This is a genomic window from Pseudomonas sp. SR18 (genome assembly GCF_023701505.1).
In the GTDB taxonomy this organism is placed as follows: domain Bacteria; phylum Pseudomonadota; class Gammaproteobacteria; order Pseudomonadales; family Pseudomonadaceae; genus Aquipseudomonas; species Aquipseudomonas cyclaminis.
In genome coordinates this window covers 46,202-63,598 of record NZ_JAMQAU010000010.1, presented here as the reverse complement: position 1 = coordinate 63,598, position 17,397 = coordinate 46,202, and the positions used below count along the sequence as shown (strand labels likewise).

Annotated in this window: 15 protein-coding genes; all 15 read right to left on the bottom strand. The window is 58.8% G+C overall.

Features of this window, described 5'->3' with window-relative positions:
• Nucleotides 1–20 precede the first annotated feature (20 nt).
• The 15 genes from dnaE to tsf all read right to left on the bottom strand — a co-directional run bounded on the left by dnaE (nucleotide 21) and on the right by tsf (nucleotide 17,331).
• Nucleotides 21–3,542, bottom strand: a complete 3,522-nt coding sequence (gene dnaE, locus NDJ82_RS16150; RefSeq protein ID WP_191947752.1) for a DNA polymerase III subunit alpha — start codon at nucleotides 3,540–3,542, stop codon at nucleotides 21–23.
• 75 nt (nucleotides 3,543–3,617) lie between these two features.
• Entirely contained in the window at nucleotides 3,618–4,250 is a 633-nt protein-coding gene (gene rnhB, locus NDJ82_RS16145; protein ID WP_099583348.1) for a ribonuclease HII, read from the bottom strand.
• Nucleotides 4,247–5,386, bottom strand: a complete 1,140-nt coding sequence (gene lpxB / locus NDJ82_RS16140) for a lipid-A-disaccharide synthase (RefSeq protein WP_250925852.1) — start codon at nucleotides 5,384–5,386, stop codon at nucleotides 4,247–4,249. The genes rnhB and lpxB overlap by 4 nt, the downstream gene beginning before the upstream one ends.
• Nucleotides 5,387–5,388: 2 nt before the next feature.
• On the bottom strand, nucleotides 5,389–6,165 hold the full coding sequence (gene lpxA / locus NDJ82_RS16135; protein WP_099583350.1) for an acyl-ACP--UDP-N-acetylglucosamine O-acyltransferase: 777 nt from the start codon (nucleotides 6,163–6,165) through the stop codon (nucleotides 5,389–5,391).
• A complete protein-coding gene (gene fabZ, locus NDJ82_RS16130; protein ID WP_003172281.1) occupies nucleotides 6,162–6,602 on the bottom strand; it encodes a 3-hydroxyacyl-ACP dehydratase FabZ in 441 nt (146 codons plus the stop codon). The genes lpxA and fabZ overlap by 4 nt, the downstream gene beginning before the upstream one ends.
• Before the next feature lie 111 nt (nucleotides 6,603–6,713).
• Nucleotides 6,714–7,769: a UDP-3-O-(3-hydroxymyristoyl)glucosamine N-acyltransferase gene (lpxD, locus tag NDJ82_RS16125; RefSeq protein ID WP_112193868.1), complete on the bottom strand. Its 1,056-nt coding sequence runs from the start codon at nucleotides 7,767–7,769 to the stop codon at nucleotides 6,714–6,716.
• 3 nt (nucleotides 7,770–7,772) lie between these two features.
• The gene (locus NDJ82_RS16120; RefSeq protein WP_003172279.1) at nucleotides 7,773–8,276 is read right to left on the bottom strand and encodes an OmpH/Skp family outer membrane protein; all 504 of its coding nucleotides are present in this window, start codon (nucleotides 8,274–8,276) and stop codon (nucleotides 7,773–7,775) included.
• Nucleotides 8,277–8,321: 45 nt separating this feature from the next.
• On the bottom strand, nucleotides 8,322–10,709 hold the full coding sequence (gene bamA, locus NDJ82_RS16115; RefSeq protein ID WP_099583352.1) for an outer membrane protein assembly factor BamA: 2,388 nt from the start codon (nucleotides 10,707–10,709) through the stop codon (nucleotides 8,322–8,324).
• Between the two features lie 74 nt (nucleotides 10,710–10,783).
• Nucleotides 10,784–12,136 carry a sigma E protease regulator RseP gene (gene rseP, locus NDJ82_RS16110; RefSeq protein ID WP_099583353.1) on the bottom strand — a complete coding sequence of 451 codons (1,353 nt, stop codon included), beginning with the start codon at nucleotides 12,134–12,136 and terminating at the stop codon, nucleotides 10,784–10,786.
• Between the two features lie 53 nt (nucleotides 12,137–12,189).
• Entirely contained in the window at nucleotides 12,190–13,380 is a 1,191-nt protein-coding gene (gene ispC, locus NDJ82_RS16105; protein WP_112193864.1) for a 1-deoxy-D-xylulose-5-phosphate reductoisomerase, read from the bottom strand.
• The gene (locus NDJ82_RS16100; protein WP_099583355.1) at nucleotides 13,377–14,186 is read right to left on the bottom strand and encodes a phosphatidate cytidylyltransferase; all 810 of its coding nucleotides are present in this window, start codon (nucleotides 14,184–14,186) and stop codon (nucleotides 13,377–13,379) included. Before NDJ82_RS16100 ends, ispC begins: the two co-directional genes overlap by 4 nt.
• Nucleotides 14,187–14,942 carry a polyprenyl diphosphate synthase gene (uppS, locus tag NDJ82_RS16095; RefSeq protein ID WP_099583356.1) on the bottom strand — a complete coding sequence of 252 codons (756 nt, stop codon included), beginning with the start codon at nucleotides 14,940–14,942 and terminating at the stop codon, nucleotides 14,187–14,189. It lies immediately after the preceding gene.
• A gap of 17 nt (nucleotides 14,943–14,959) precedes the next feature.
• Entirely contained in the window at nucleotides 14,960–15,517 is a 558-nt protein-coding gene (gene frr / locus NDJ82_RS16090; RefSeq protein WP_058421673.1) for a ribosome recycling factor, read from the bottom strand.
• Nucleotides 15,514–16,257 (bottom strand): UMP kinase, encoded by a 744-nt coding sequence (pyrH, locus tag NDJ82_RS16085; protein ID WP_003189161.1) that lies wholly within the window; start codon nucleotides 16,255–16,257, stop codon nucleotides 15,514–15,516. Before pyrH ends, frr begins: the two co-directional genes overlap by 4 nt.
• Nucleotides 16,258–16,467: 210 nt before the next feature.
• Nucleotides 16,468–17,331 carry a translation elongation factor Ts gene (gene tsf, locus NDJ82_RS16080; protein ID WP_099583358.1) on the bottom strand — a complete coding sequence of 288 codons (864 nt, stop codon included), beginning with the start codon at nucleotides 17,329–17,331 and terminating at the stop codon, nucleotides 16,468–16,470.
• Between the last annotated feature and the right edge of the window lie 66 nt (nucleotides 17,332–17,397).

Sequence of the window (17,397 nt, the reverse complement as noted above, 5' to 3'; positions counted from 1 at the left end):
GAGGTCAGACGTGCTGACCGTCAGCGGTATTGGAGGAAGACGTTGTCTCGGCCGAACTGGTCACGCAAAGCTTGAATCAAGCCATCAGCAGGATCAATTCGCCAGGTCTCGCCGAACTGCAACATGGCCTTGGCGTCATTGCCGGTGTACTCCATGGTCACCGGGCATGCGCCACGGTGGCGCTTGAGCAGGTCGCCCAACCAGCGTAGCTGATCGCCCTTGAGCGCCTCGGTCTTGACCTTCAAACGCAGGCTTTCAGCCAGGTTGGTACGTGCATCTTCCATGCTCATTACCCGCTTGATACGCAGGCGCAGGCCACCGGAGAAGTCATCGTTGCTGACCTCCCCCTCCACCACCACCATGGCGTCGGTCTGCAGCAGCGATTGCGCCGAATGGAAGGCGTCGGCAAACAGCGACGCCTCGATGCGCCCCGAACGGTCGTCGAGGGTGATGAAACCCATCTTGTCGCCCTTCTTATTTTTCATCACCCGCAGGGCGATGATCATGCCCGCGACGGTTTGGGTGTCCCGCGCCGGTTTCAGGTCGATGATGCGTTGGCGGGCGAAACGGCGGATCTCGCCTTCGTATTCGTCAATCGGGTGACCGGTGAGGTAAAGGCCCAAGGTGTCTTTTTCACCCTTGAGACGTTCCTTGAGGGTCAATTCCTTGGCCTTGCGGTGGTTGCCGTACACGTCCGCGTCTTCTTCGACGAACAACCCGCCAAACAGGTCGGCATGGCCGCTGTCATGGGTGCGGGCAGTCTGTTCGGCAGCCTTGATCGCTTCCTCCATGGCGGTCAGCAGCACCGCGCGGTTGCGGTCGATATTCGCCTGGTAGGCTTTCGGTTCGTCGTGGAAGTACGGGCCAAGACGGTCCAGCGCGCCGCTGCGGATCAAGCCATCAAGGGTTCGCTTGTTGATGCGCTTGAGGTCAACCCGTGCGCAGAAGTCGAACAGGTCCTTGAACGGCCCGTCCTGACGCGCTTCGGTGATCGCCTCCACCGGGCCTTCGCCCACGCCCTTGATCGCGCCCAGGCCATAAATGATGCGGCCCTCGTCGTTAACCGTGAACTTGAACTCCGAGGCGTTCACGTCCGGAGCATCGAGGCGCAGCTTCATGGTGCGCACTTCCTCGATCAAGGTCACGACCTTGTCGGTGTTGTGCATATCCGCCGAGAGTACCGCCGCCATGAACGGCGCCGGGTAGTGGGCTTTCAGCCACGCGGTCTGGTACGACACCAGGCCGTAGGCGGCGGAGTGGGATTTGTTGAAGCCATAACCGGCGAATTTTTCCACCAGGTCGAAAATGTTACCGGCCAGGTCGGCATCGATATTGTTGGTGGCGCAACCTTCAATGAAACCGCCGCGCTGCTTGGCCATTTCCTCGGGTTTCTTTTTACCCATGGCTCGACGCAGCATGTCCGCGCCGCCGAGGGTGTAGCCCGCCATGACCTGGGCGATCTGCATCACCTGTTCCTGGTACAGGATGATGCCGTAGGTCGGCGCCAGTACGGGCTTGAGGCCTTCGTACTGATAGTCGGAGTGCGGGTACGCCAATTCGGCGCGGCCGTGCTTACGGTTGATGAAGTCGTCAACCATGCCCGATTGCAGTGGGCCCGGACGGAACAGGGCCACCAATGCGATCAAGTCTTCCAGGCAATCAGGCTTGAGCTTTTTGATCAGCTCTTTCATGCCCCGCGACTCAAGCTGGAACACTGCGGTCGTTTCAGCTTTTTGCAGCAACTGGTACGTCGGCTTGTCGTCCAGTGGGATGAACGCAATATCCAGCGGCTCTTCGTCGACCTTGGCGCGCTCGCGGTTGATGGTCTTGAGCGCCCAGTCGATGATGGTCAGCGTCCGCAGGCCGAGGAAGTCGAACTTCACCAGGCCAGCCGCCTCCACGTCGTCCTTGTCGAACTGGGTCACCAGGCCGCCGCCCTCTTCGTCGCAATAGATCGGCGAAAAGTCAGTGAGCTTGGTCGGCGCAATAACCACGCCACCCGCGTGTTTACCGACGTTACGCACCACGCCTTCGAGCTTGCGGGCCATGTCCCAGATTTCAGCGGCTTCTTCATCGATCTTGATGAAGTCACGCAGGATTTCTTCCTGCTCGTAGGCCTTTTCCAGGGTCATGCCGACTTCGAACGGGATCATCTTCGACAGGCGGTCGGCCAGGCCGTAGGACTTGCCCTGCACTCGCGCCACGTCGCGGATAACCGCTTTGGCGGCCATGGAACCGAAGGTGATGATCTGGCTGACGGCATTGCGGCCATATTTCTCGGCCACGTATTCGATCACACGGTCGCGACCGTCCATGCAGAAGTCGACGTCGAAGTCGGGCATGGAAACCCGTTCCGGGTTGAGGAACCGTTCGAACAGCAGGTCATATTCCAGGGGGTCGAGGTCGGTGATCTTCTGTACATAGGCCACCAGCGAGCCGGCGCCCGACCCACGGCCAGGGCCGACGGGCACGCCGTTGCTTTTAGCCCACTGGATAAAGTCCATTACGATCAGGAAGTAACCGGGGAACCCCATCTGGATGATGATATCCAGCTCGAAATTGAGCCGGTCGACATACACCTGGCGCTTGGCTTCATAGTCCTCGGTGGTGTCCTTGGGCAGCAGCACGGTGAGCCGCTCTTCCAGGCCATCGAACGACACCTTGCGGAAATACTCATCGATGGTCATGCCATCGGGGATCGGAAAGTTGGGCAGGAAGTGCTTGCCCAGCTTCACTTCAATGTTGCAGCGCTTGGCAATCTCGACGGAGTTTTCCAGGGCCTCGGGCAGGTCGCTGAACAGCTCGGCCATCTCGTCGGCGCTTTTGAGGTATTGCTCTTCGCTGTAGTTTTTCGAGCGACGCGGGTCATCCAGGGCCCGGCCTTCGCCGATACATACCCGAGTTTCGTGGGCTTCGAAATCTTCCTTCTTGATGAAGCGCACATCGTTGGTAGCAACCAGTGGCGCGCCCAGCTTATCGGCCAGGGCTACCGCGGCGTGCAGGTGCTCTTCATCATTGGGGCGATTGGTGCGCTGCACTTCCAGGTAGAAACGGTCGGGGAAGACCTGCATCCACTCCTTGGCCAGCACTTCGGCTTCCTGGGGGTTGCCGCCCAGCAGCGCAAGGCCAATCTCACCCTCTTTAGCGGCCGACAGCATGATCAGGCCTTCGTTGGCCTCGGCGACCCATTCACGCTCGATAATGATCGAACCGTTGCGCTGACCATCGATAAAGCCGCGGGAGATCAGTTCCGTGAGGTTGCGATAACCGACGCCGTTCATCGCCAGCAGGCTGATGCGGCTCAGCGCATTATCCGGATCTTTATTGGACAACCACAGGTCGGCGCCGCAGATGGGCTTGATGCCGGCGCCCATCGCGTTCTTGTAGAACTTGACCAGGGAACACATGTTGTTCTGATCGGTCACCGCCACCGCTGGCATGTTCATACCCACCAGGGTTTTGACCAGGGGTTTGATCCGTACCAGGCCGTCGACCAGGGAGTACTCAGTGTGCAGGCGCAGGTGAACGAATGAAGCCGGCATAGTGATCCTGTCTTATACGTGGAAACAACAAGGCCCGGATTGTACCGGGCCTTGGCAAAAACATCAGCCTCGCGACTACACCTCGCTGAGACTCTCCCGCGCCTCGTAAGCCAGGCGTACCGGGGCAAACGAGCGGCGGTGGATCGGCGTGGGGCCGAGCCGGGCCAGGGCTTCCAGATGAACGGGCGTCGGATAGCCCTTATGCCCACCGATGCCGTAGCCAGGGTAGATCAACTCGAACGCCGCCATTTCCCGGTCACGGCTGACCTTGGCCAGGATCGAAGCCGCGGCGATGGCCGGGACCTTGCTGTCACCCTTGACCACCGCCTCGGCCGCCATCGCCAGTTTAGGGCAGCGGTTGCCGTCGATCATCGCGAGCTTGGGCGTGATGTGCAGGCCTTCAACGGCACGCTGCATGGCGAGCATGGTGGCGTGAAGGATGTTCAACTCATCGATTTCCTCGACTTCGGCCCGGGCAATATGCCAGCTCAGGGCTTTCTCACAGATCTCGTCGTAGAGCTTTTCGCGGCGCGCTTCAGTGAGCTTCTTCGAATCATTCAGGCCGAGGATCGGACGGTTCGGGTCAAGAATCACCGCTGCCGTGACCACAGCGCCGCACAGGGGGCCGCGCCCTACTTCGTCAACACCGGCCACCAGTTCGTCGGCTTGGGCAACGAGGCTGAAATCCAGGCCCATTTGCGTACTCATAAAGCTTCCTGTTTGTGGCCGATCAAGGTCAATACGGCATCCGCCGCCTGGTTCGATGCGTCACGGCGCAGGGTGCGATGAATCTCATCAAACCCTCGGGTCTGTTCTTCGCCGCCATCGATCAATGGCAGCAGTGTCTGTGCCAAGGCCTCGGGCGTTGCATCGTCCTGCAACAACTCCGGCACCAACAGGCGCTGGGCCAGCAAGTTGGGCAAAGAGATGTAGGGACTTTTGACCATGCGCTTGAGAATCCAGAACGTCAGCGCCGCCAGGCGATACGCCACGACCATCGGACGCTTGTAGAGCAAGGCCTCCAGGGTGGCCGTGCCTGAGGCAATCAGCACCGCATCGCAGGCCGCCAGGGCCAGGTGCGATCGGCCATCGAGCAGGGTCAACGGCAGGTTGCGACCTTCCAGCAGCGTTTCGATCTGCGCACGGCGCTGCGGGCTGGCACAGGGCAGTACGAAACGCACACCCGGCTTCAAGGCTTGCAGGCGTTCGGCGGCATCGAAGAACACGCTGGCCAGCCGGCCGACTTCGCCACCCCGACTGCCCGGCATCAACGCGACAAGCGGGCCATCGGGCAAGCCCAACTGCGCGCGAGCCGCTGCACGGTCCGCCTGTAACGGGATGTCGTCCGCCAGGGTATGCCCGACAAACCGCACCGGCACGCCCTGTTCTTCGTAGAACCTGGCCTCGAACGGCAACAGGGTCAACATCAGGTCGCAGCCTTCACGGATCTTCAGCACACGTTTCTGTCGCCATGCCCACACGGAGGGGCTGACGTAATGCACGGTCTTGATCCCGGCCTGACGCAACTTGAGTTCGATATTGAGGGTGAAGTCCGGCGCGTCGATTCCGATGAAGACGTCGGGCTTTTCTTCGATCAGGGTCTGAATCAGCAGCTTGCGGCGCGCCAACAGCTCACGCAGGCGACCCAACACTTCCACCAACCCCATGACCGACAGGCGCTCCATGGGAAAGTAGGACACAAGGCCTTCAGCCTGCATCAGCGGACCACCGACGCCAATAAACTCCACCGCCGGATGCTGGGCCTTGAGGGCCCGCATCAGACCTGCGCCCAGAATATCGCCGGAAGCTTCTCCGGCCACCAGCGCAATACGCAGATTGGCCATGATCAGCGGGTGATGCCGCGGGTCGATGCCTGGATCGAATCACGGAACACCGCGACTTCCGGGAACAACGCTGCCGGCTCGGTCAGTTGGGCCAACGCCTGGTCAACCGTCAGCCCCTGGCGGTAAACCACCTTGTACGCACGGCGCAGGGCATGGATGGCCTCTTCGCTGAAGCCACGACGGCGCATGCCTTCGAAGTTCATGCTGCGGGCTTCGGCGGGGTTGCCGAACACCGTGACAAACGCAGGGACATCCTTGCCAATGGCGGTGCCCATGCCAGAAAAACTGTGGGCGCCGATATGGCAATACTGATGCACCAGGGTGAAACCAGACAGGATCGCCCAATCGTCAACGTGCACATGGCCAGCCAACGCCGTGTTGTTGACCAGAATGCAGTGGTTGCCGATCACGCTGTCGTGGCCGATATGGGCATAAGCCATGACCAAGTTGTGATCACCCAGAGTGGTCTCGGCACGATCCTGCACGGTGCCACGGTGAATGGTCACGCCTTCACGGATGATGTTGTGATCACCGATTACCAAGCGTGTCTCTTCACCCTTGTACTTCATGTCCGGGGTGTCTTCGCCTACCGAGGAAAACTGGTAGATGCGATTGTGTTTGCCAATGCGGGTCGGACCTTTGAGGATCACGTGCGGCCCGATGACAGTCCCCTCGCCGATTTCCACACCTGCGCCGATGATCGACCAAGGGCCGACCTCAACGTCGGCGGCCAGAACGGCCGACGGATCGATGATTGCGCGAGGGTCAATCAAACTCATAGTTTGCGTTCCGCACAGATGATCTCGGCAGAGCACACCGGCTTGCCGTCCACCGAGGCCTGGCATTCGAACTTCCAGATCTGGCGCTTGCAGCTGATGAACTTGGCTTCCAGGATCAACTGGTCACCCGGGGTAACCGGATTGCGGAAACGCAACTTGTCGGAGCCCACGAAATAGTAAAGCGTGCCGTCGGCAGGCTTGAGGTCAAGCATTTTGAAACCAAGGATACCGGCAGCCTGGGCCATCGCTTCGATGATCAACACGCCCGGCATGATGGGATGCGCGGGAAAGTGACCATTGAAGAACGGTTCGTTGATGCTGACATTCTTGTAGGCACGAATGCGCTTTTCCTCAACATTGAGGTCCACTACGCGGTCCACCAGCAGGAACGGGTAACGGTGAGGCAGGTATTCGCGAATCTCGTTGATGTCCATCATTTCGGGGGGAAGCCTGTAATAAAGATTGGGGGCGGGCGACTAAACGCACGCCCCGCTAGCAAATCAAGGAGGCAAGTCTAGCGGCTGTGCACACTTGATATGGAAATGGTATCAGCCTTCTGATGAAGCATTACCGCCAGGGGTCACGTCCCCAACACGCTTTTCCAGCTGTTTGAGACGTCGAGCCATGTCGTCGAGCTGCCTCAACCGTGCTGCACTCTTGCGCCATTCAGCCGCAGGCTGCATGGCGGTACCGGATGAATAGGCCCCAGGCTCGGTAATCGAGTGGGTCACCATGGTCATGCCGGTGATGAAAACGTTGTCGCAAATATCGATATGCCCCACCAGCCCGACGCCACCGGCAAGCATGCAATGCTTACCGATCCTGGTGCTGCCGGAAATCCCCACGCACGCCGCCATGGCGGTGTGATCGCCAATCTGTACGTTGTGGGCAATCTGGATCTGGTTGTCGAGCTTCACACCGTTGCCGATCACGGTATCGGCCAAGGCCCCGCGATCGACAGCTGTGTTGACACCGATTTCCACGTCGTCGCCGATCAAAACGCCGCCGACCTGGGCAATCTTGTTCCAGATACCTTTGGAGTTCGCAAAACCGAAGCCCTCCCCGCCGATCACAGCACCTGACTGAATGACCACACGCTCACCGATACGCACATCGTGGTACAGGGTCACGCGGGGTGCCAGCCAGCCATCGGCACCGATTTCACAGCGCGCACCAATAAAACAATGCGCACCAACGGTTACACCGGCCGCAATGCGCGCACCACTCTCGATCACCGCAAAGGCGCCAATGCTCGCACCAGGATCAACCTGGGCATCATCGGCGATCACCGCCGACGGGTGAATACCGCTGGCTGCCTTGGGTTTCGGATCGAACAGGTGCGACACCTGCGCATAGGCCAGGTACGGATCAGCTACCACCAGCGCATCCCCGGCAAACCCTTCGGCGTCAGCAGCCTTGAGCAATACGGCTGCGGCTTGGCTGTCGACGAGGTATTTACGGTATTGAGGGTTTGCGAGGAAGCTCAACTGAGCTGGGCCAGCCTCCTGCAAGGTGGCTAGCCCAGTGATTTCCTTCTCCTGGGAGCCACGCAAGGTGGCCCCCAGGAACTCGGCCAACTCGCCGAGCTTGATAGTCGCGGTCATGGCTTACTTCAGCTGGTTCATGCGCTCGATCACCTGACGGGTGATGTCGTATTGAGGCTTGACGTCGATCACTGCGCCACGCTCGAACACCAGGTCAAAGGCACCTTTCTTGATGACTTCTTCCACAGCGCTGTCGAGTTTCGGCTTGAGCTGCTTGAGCATTTCACGGTCGGCAACAGCCTTGGCTTCGTTCAGCTCCTTGGATTGGAACTGGTAGTCGCGGGCCTTTTGCTTGAATTCAAGCTCCAGGCGCTCGCGCTCGCCTTGCTGCATTTTATCGCCACCGGCTACCAGACGATCCTGGATGCCCTTGGCGCTGCTTTCCAGTGTCTTGAGCTTGGTCAGTTGCGGACCGAATTTCTTCTCGGCATCCACGGCGTATTTCTTGGCCGCGTCGGACTCCAGCAATGCCATCTGATAGTTCAGGACGGCGATTTTCATTTCGGCGAAGGCCGGGGTGGTTACCAGCACGGTGGCCAGCAGAACCAATTGAGTCAACTTACGCACGATGTACTCCTACAGAATCCGTTGTCGTTATCTTGGGTCAGACGCTTAGAACGTCTGGCCGAGGGAGAATTGGAAAATCTGGGTTTCAGCGTTATCCGGTTTCTTGATCGGCATGGCCAGAGCAAAGCTCAACGGGCCAAGCGCAGTCACCCATGTCACGCCAACACCCACTGAGCTCGCCAGGTTGCTGAGGCTCACGTCGTTGCATTGAGTCTTGGACTTCACGCCGCTTGGGTTGGTGATCTGCTCACACTTGGAGTCGAACACGTTACCCACGTCCCAGAAGACCGAAGTACGCAGGGATCGCTGATCTTTGACGAACGGCAGCGGGAACAGAATTTCCGCACCACCCTGGATCAACACGTTACCACCGAATGGCAGCGGGTCATCGTCCGAGTCGACGACAGTGCCCGAGTTACCGGTCACACCTGCACCACGGCTCGGCGTACCACGCGGGCCCAAGGTGCTGTCCTTGAAGCCACGTACCGAGTTGAAACCACCGGCGTAGTAGTTCTCATAGAACGGCAAGCCGTTGGTCGAACCATAACCATCGCCATAACCCAGCTCAGTGTGCAGGCGCATGGTGTAGTTATCGCTCAGCGGCTGGAACAACTGGCCACGGTAGTCGAGTTTGAAGAACGACAGGTCGCTGCCCGGCGTGGTGGTTTCCAAGGTCAGGCTCTGGGAGTGACCACGGGTCGCCAGTACACCTTTGTTCAGGGTCGACTCGGACCAGCCGGCAGACGCCTTGAAGTTCAGGAACTTGTCACCTTCACGACGGGTGAAGTCGAAGATTTCGTCCACGGTGTAGACACCGGTCTTGATCTCATCCTGCTGCGCGGTCAGGCCGAAGGTGAGACGCGAGGTTTCGCTGATCGGGTAGCCAACGTTGACACCCGCGCCGAGGCTGTCGATCGCATAGCTTGCAACGTCAACATCGAGGTCTTTGTAGTCGGTGGTGCGGTAGAAGGCGTTGTAGCCCAGGCTCACACCGTCAGCAGTCCAGTAGGGGTCGGTATAACCGAAGTTATAGCGGCTCTGGTATTCGCTGCGGGTCAGGCCGATGGAGACACGATTACCGGTACCGAGGAAGTTGTTCTGGGTGATGGACCCACCCAGGATCAGGCCCGCGCTCTGCGCAAAACCGACGCTGGCGGTGATGGAACCCGACGCTTGTTCCTCTACGGCGTAATTCACGTCAACCTGGTCATCCACGCCCGGTACAGCCGGGGTTTCGACGTTGACTTCCTTGAAGAAGCCCAGGCGTTCAAGACGGGTCTTGGACTGATCGATCAGGTACGTCGACGCCCAGCCACCTTCCATCTGGCGCATTTCACGGCGCAGCACTTCGTCCGCAGACTTGGTGTTGCCACGGAAGTTGATGCGGTTCACGTAGGCACGCTTGCCTGGGTCAACCACGAAGGTGATGTCCACAGTGTGGTCATCATCGTGCGGGGTCGGTACGCCGTTGACGTTGGCGAAGGTATAGCCTTCGTTACCCAGGCGACGGGTGATCAGTTCGGACGTGGTGGTCATCAGCTTGCGCGAGAACACTTGGTCTTTCTGAACCAGCAGCAGGGCCTTGACCTGGTCTTCAGGCACTTTCAAGTCGCCGCTCAGCTTGACGTCACGAACCTTGTACTTCTCGCCTTCGTTGACGTTGACGGTGATGTAGACGTGCTTCTTGTCCGGGGTGATGGACACCTGGGTCGAAGCGATATCCATATTGATATAGCCACGGTCCAAGTAGTACGAACGCAGACGCTCCAGGTCACCGGAGAGTTTCTCACGGGCGTACTTGTCATCGTTCTTGAAGAACGACAGCCAGTTGGTGGTCTTGAGCTCGAACAGGTCGATCAGGTCTTCATCAGCAAACTTGGTGTTGCCCACCACGTTGATGTGCTGAATGGCCGCCACGGTGCCTTCGTTGATATTGACCTTCAGGCCGACACGGTTACGAGGCTGCGGGACCACTTCCGTTTCCACGGTCGCGGAGTAGCGACCCTGGGCAACGTACTGACGCTGCAGTTCGTTACGTACACCTTCAAGGGTGGCACGCTGGAAGATCTCGCCCTCGGCCAGGCCGGATTGCTTGAGACCCTTCATGAGGTCTTCAGTAGAGATCGCCTTGTTACCCTCGATCTCGATACTGGCGACGGAAGGTCGCTCGACAACAGTGATGACCAGGACGTTACCTTCGCGCCCCAGTTGGATGTCTTGAAAGAAACCGGTTTTGAACAGCGCACGAGTGGATTCCACCAGGCGACGGTCATCAGCCTGTTCACCGACGTTCAACGGTAACGCACCAAAGACGCTACCCGCGGAAACCCGCTGGAGGCCGTTGACGCGAATATCGGAGATGGTGAAGGACTCGGCGTGAACTTCGGCGATCATCAATACGGTGAGAACCGCAGTTAGCAGCAGACGTTTCATGAAGTCCTTTCTTATTCCAACTGGCAATAAACAAACTGCCGCAAAATGCGGCAGATTCGCAATTCAGCGAAGCGTTACAGTCGACCCAGATCGTTGACAAGGGCTAACAACATCACCCCGACCACCAAACTGATACCGATCTGTATCCCCCAACCCTGCACCCGATCCGACAAGGGGCGACCACGCACCCACTCGACCAGATAAAACAACAGATGCCCCCCATCCAATACAGGAATGGGCAGCAAATTCAGAACACCCAGGCTAATACTCAGATAAGCCAGGAAATTCAGGAAATCCGCGACACCCGACTGGGCAGAAGCGCCCGCCACTTTAGCAATGGTTATCGGTCCACTCAAGTTTTTTACCGAGAGCTCGCCGAACAACATTTTCTTGAGGGATTCAAGGGTCAGCACACTCATGGTCCAGGTGCGTTTTGCACCCTCGCCAATTGCCGCCAACGGCCCGAAACTGACCTCACGCACCATCGATGGCGGCCACTCGGGGCTCTTGACGCCAGCACCCAGGTAACCCCCGGCCGCCTTGGCTTCGCCACGTACCGCCAGGGTCACGGGGACGTCGATTTGAGCACCATCGCGCTCAACTTTCAGCACAATTTTGGTATCAGGGCGTACACGCACCAGATCGACCACTTGTTGCCATTCCCCCAGCGCCTGGCCATCGAGGGCCAGCAGGCGATCGCCGGTTTTCAGGCCTGCGGCCTGGGCCGGGCCCTTCGGATCCAGCTCGGCAAGCACCGGTGGCAGCGCAGGACGCCACGGACGGATACCCAGGGATTTGATCGGATCAGGCTCATCAGCGCCTTTGAGCCACTGGTCCAAGGCCAACGAACGCGGGGTTTCAGCATTGGAATCCTGCTCACGCACCACGACATTGACGGTGCCGCTTTCACCCAAGCGGCGCACCAGTTGCAGATTGACCGCGCCCCACCCGGTGGTCGGCTCGCCATCTATAGAAACAATTTCCTGGCCGGCAACCAGACCTGCCTTGGCCGCGATACTGTCTGCCTCGACCGCGCCGATGACTGGACGCACCTGCTCGCTGCCGAGCATGGCCAAGACCCAGAAGAAGAACATTGCCAACAGGAAGTTGGCGATCGGGCCAGCAGCAACGATAGCGATACGCTGACGAACGGTCTTGCGATTGAAGGATTGATCCAATTGGTCAGCCGGCACTTCGCCTTCGCGCTCATCGAGCATCTTGACGTAGCCACCCAACGGGATGGCCGCAATCACGAACTCCGTACCATGACGGTCGTGCCAGCGAACCAGCGGCATGCCGAAACCGACGGAAAAACGCAGTACCTTGACGCCGCAACGACGCGCCACCCAGAAGTGGCCGAATTCGTGGAAGGTGACCAGCACACCCAGAGCAACCAGGGTGCCGACAATCATGTAAAGCGCACTCATCTAATTTCTCCGCATTCCAATCCAGTGCCTGAAGGCTCAAACGCGCCCACAGACTAACGCGTGTTGCGGCTCAACCATTGCTCGGCCAAGGTCCGCGCCTTGGAGTCCGCCTCAAATACTGCCCCAAGGTCATTCACAGCCACCACAGGCTCAAGACTCAGGACGTCCTCGATAATACTCGCGATCTGCGGAAAGCGGATGCGCCGTTCGAGAAACGCCGCCACGGCCACCTCGTTAGCTGCATTGAGCATCGCCGGCGCACTGTTACCCGCCTCTGCCGCGTGTCGCGCCAAGCGCAGACAAGGAAAGCGCTGCTCGTCCGGTGCTTCAAAGTCCAGGCGAGCGACTGCAAACAGGTCCAGAGGCGCCACACCGGAATCAATCCGCTCCGGCCAGGCCAGGGCGTTGGCGATCGGCGTGCGCATATCGGGATTGCCCAACTGGGCCAATACCGAACCGTCCACATAGTCGACCAGCGAATGAATCACGCTTTGCGGGTGGATGACCACCTCAACCTGGTCCGGCCGTGCGTCGAACAACCAGCAGGCCTCGATCAACTCCAGACCCTTGTTCATCATGCTGGCCGAATCCACGGAGATCTTGCGCCCCATGGACCAGTTCGGATGAGCGCACGCCTGATCCGGAGACACCTGCTCCAGGTCTGCCAGTGGAGTTTGTCGAAAAGGACCACCGGAGGCCGTGAGCAGAATCCGACGCACGCCAACCTGGCTCAAGCCACGGGCATAGTCACCGGGCATGCACTGGAAGATTGCGTTGTGCTCACTGTCCAGGGGCAGCAGCACGGCACCGCTTTTACGCACCGCCTGCATAAAGAGTGCACCGGACATCACCAGCGCTTCTTTATTGGCCAGCAGGATTTTTTTGCCCGCATCAACGGCAGCCAAGGTTGGGCGCAGGCCCGCGGCACCGACGATAGCGGCAACCACTGTATCGACTTGCGCATCGGCCGAGACCTGGCACAACCCCTCCTCGCCCACCAGCACCTGAGTGGCCAGCCCGGCAGCCCGCAAGTCATCCTGCAGACTGCGCGCCGCTACCGCTTCAGGCACCACCGCAAAACGCGGCACGTGGCGTACACACAACGCCAGCAATTCGCTCAGGCGGGTGAATCCGGTCAGGGCAAACACTTGATAGCGGTCAGGGTGACGTGCGATCACGTCAAGGGTGCTCAACCCTACCGAGCCGGTTGCACCGAGCACGGTCACTTGTTGCAGACGGCTCACGAAGCAGTCATCCACAACAGCACGGCAAAGATCGGGATGGCAGCGGTAAGGCTGTCGATACGGTCCAGCACCCCGCCGTGGCCCGGCAGCAGGTTACTGCTGTCCTTGATCCCGGCCTGGCGCTTGAACATGCTTTCGGTGAGATCGCCCACAACCGAAATAAAGACGACGATGGCCGTGCCCAGCAGGGCGAGGAAGATGTCCGTGACCGACCAATCCCGTACAACGCCGACCACCAAGGTGATCAGCAGGGTCAATGCCAGACCGCCGTACACCCCTTCCCAACTCTTGCCCGGACTGACCGCTGGCGCCAGCTTGCGCTTGCCGAATGCCCGACCCGAGAAGTAGGCGCCGATATCCGCGCCCCACACCAGCACCATCACCGCCATGATCAGCCAATTGCCCATCGGCGCATTCTTGATCTCCACCAACCCTTGCCAGGCAGGCAACAGAATCAACAAGCCAATCACCAACTTGCTGGCCACACTGGACCAATGCCCACTGCTGCGCGGGAACGTCAGCACCAGATAGGTCGCAAGCGCCCACCACAGTACCGCAGCGCCCAGCACCCAAGGGACGATGATGCTCGACAGGGTATGCATGAGAAACAGCAACACCGCCACCACTGCGGCATACGCCACGCGTGGCAACTGTGCGTTGAACCCTGCCAATCGCGCCCATTCCCAGGCACCAAGGGTTACAACCAGGCCAATAAACAGGGCAAAACCGGAACCGTCGAGCAGGAAAAACCCACACAAGGCGATCGGCAACAGGATCAGTGCTGTGATGATTCGTTGTTTAAGCATTTAAACCCGGGCTCCAGCTTCGACCTGCTCGCTCGTTTTACCGAAGCGACGTTGGCGGGAAGCGAAATCGGCCAGCGCGGTGCGCATGGCATCGTGTTTGAAGTCCGGCCAGAACAGGTCGGAGAAGTACAGCTCGGTGTAGGCCAACTGCCACAAGAGGAAGTTGCTGATGCGATGCTCGCCGCCGGTACGGATGCACAAGTCTGGCAACGGCAGGTCGCCGGTCACCAGGCAGGTTTGCAACAGCTCAGGCGTGATGTCGTCCGGCCGCAGATGACCGGCCTGCACTTCGCGAGCCAGCCGCTGCGCAGCTTGGGCGATATCCCACTGGCCGCCGTAATTGGCTGCGATCTGCAACACAAAACGGTTGGCGCCAGCCGTGATGGCCTCGGCTTCGCGCATGGCCGCCTGCAGTTCCGGGTGGAAGCGCGAGCGATCACCGATGATGCGCAGGCTGATATTGTTGTCGTTAAGACGCTTGGCCTCACGACGCAACGCCTTGAAGAACAGATCCATCAAGGCGCTGACCTCTTCGGCAGGCCGCTGCCAGTTTTCACTGGAAAAGGCGAACAAGGTCAACACCTCGACCTTGGCCTCGGCACACACCTCAATCACAGCCCGCACCGCATCAACACCCGCTTTATGCCCGGCGACACCGGGCATAAAGCGTTTCTTCGCCCAGCGATTATTCCCATCCATGATGATCGCGACATGGCGCGGCACCACAGAGGGTACAGTCTGCTTGGTCTTTTCCATGAAGGCGTCCTGACCCCTTATACGGCCATCAGGTCCTTTTCTTTATCGTCGGTAGCCTTGGTGATCTGGGCCTCGGCGTCCTTGGTCAGCTTATCGATATCGGCAACGGCGCGACGCTCTTCGTCTTCGCTGATTTCCTTGTCCTTGACCAACTTCTTCAGGTCACCCAAAGCATCGCGACGGATGTTACGCACAGCAACGCGTGCATCTTCAGCTGCGCTACGCGCCTGCTTGGTGAAGCCCTTGCGAGTTTCCTCAGTCAGAGCTGGCATGGAGATCAACAGCAACTCACCCAGGTTGGTCGGGTTGAGGTTCAGGCCCGCGCTCTGGATTGCCTTGTCGACAGCACCGAGCATGTTGCGCTCGAAGGCCACGACTTGCAGGGTGCGCGAGTCCTTGACGGTGATGTTGGCCACCTGAGTGATGGAGGTGTCGGTGCCGTAGTACGGGACCATCACGCTACCCAGGATGCTCGGGTGCGCCTTGCCGGTACGAATCTGGCCAAATGCATGGGCCAGGGATTCCAGGGATTTCTGCATACGCTCTTGAGCGTCTTTCTTGATTTCGTTGATCATTGTTGGCCTTCCTCGATCAGAGTCCCTTCTGCGCCGCCGTGTACGATATTCAGCAGGGCGCCGGGCTTGTTCATATTAAATACGCGCAGCGGCATCTTGTGGTCGCGGCACAGGCAAATAGCCGTCAGATCCATCACACCCAGCTTGCGATCCAGCACTTCATCGTAGGTCAGATGATCGAACTTCTCGGCATGCGGGTCTTTGAATGGGTCTGCGGTGTACACACCATCTACCTTGGTCGCCTTCAGTACCACATCAGCATCGATTTCAATGGCACGCAAGCACGCCGCGGAATCAGTGGTAAAGAACGGGTTACCGGTACCGGCGGCGAAGATCACCACTTCTTTTGAGTTCAAATGGCGCATGGCTTTGCGGCGATCATAGTGATCGGTCACGCCTACCATGGAAATAGCCGACATCACGATAGCCGAGATATTGGCACGCTCCAGGGCATCACGCATCGCCAGGGCGTTCATCACAGTGGCCAGCATGCCCATGTGGTCGCCAGTGACCCGATCCATACCGGCCGCACTCAGTGCCGCGCCACGGAACAGGTTACCGCCACCGATCACCAGGCCGACTTGTACGCCGATGCCGACCAATTGGCCGACTTCCAGCGCCATGCGGTCGAGCACCTTGGGATCAATCCCGAACTCTTCCGAGCCCATCAGGGCCTCGCCGCTGAGCTTGAGTAGAATGCGTTTATAGCGAGCCTGATAACCACTGCCCTGCTGAGCCATTGCGAATCTCTCCTGCGGCGTATTTTTAAAAATTCTTGGCGAGCCGTTTACGGCTTGCGTTCACTCTAGCTGGACGCTGTCACAGCGCCATCGGAACACGGCTTTGTAAGCCAGTTCCGAGGGTAAGCCAAATAAATTCGGCCTGCCCATTTGAAAAGAGGCTGCGCGCGTGAGCGGGCAGCCTCTTTCGGGCGACAGTTGAAAACTGTCTTATTGCTTGGCGGCAGCCAGCTGGGCAGCAACTTCTTCAGCGAAGTTGTCGACCGGCTTCTCGATGCCTTCGCCTACTTTGAAGTAAGTGAAGGAAACGATTTCAGCACCGGCTTTCTTAGCCAGTTCGCCAACCTTGATTTCAGGGTTCTTGACGAACGCCTGCTCAACCAGGCTTGCTTCAGCCAGGAACTTGCTGATACGGCCTTTGACCATGTTCTCAACAATGTTTTCTGGCTTGCCTTTGATTTTTTCTTCGTTCAGCTGCAGGAACACAGCTTTTTCGCGCTCGATGGCTTCGGCAGAAACTTCCGAAGGCAGCAGGAACTCAGGGTTGCTGGCCGCTACGTGCATAGCGATGTCTTTGGCCAGTTCAACGTTGCCGCCTTTCAGGACAACTGCAACACCGATCTTGTTGCCGTGCAGGTAACCGCCAACAACATCACCTTCAACGCGTACCAGGCGACGGATGTTGACGTTTTCGCCAACCTTGCCGACCAGTACCAGGCGAGCAGCTTCTTGAGCCTCGATCAGCGGAGCGACGTCAGTCAGTTTGTCGGCGAACGCTTTTTCAACGCTGGCAGCAACAAATGCCTTGAAGTCGTCCTGCAGAGCCAGGAAGTCGGTCTGCGAGTTCACTTCCAGCAGAACGGCAGATTTGCCGTCTTCTTTCAGAGCGATAGCGCCTTCAGCAGCTACGTTGCCTGCTTTCTTGGCAGCCTTGATGGCGCCGGAAGCACGCATGTCATCAATGGCTTTTTCGATGTCGCCGTCAGCCTTTTCCAGGGCTTTCTTGCAATCCATCATGCCTTCGCCGGTACGCTCACGCAGTTCTTTAACCAACGCTGCAGTAATTGCTGCCATTTTCAAATTCCTCTTGGATAGGTTTTCAACCATTCCACCCGATCGAACGGGGGATCAATTCTTCCC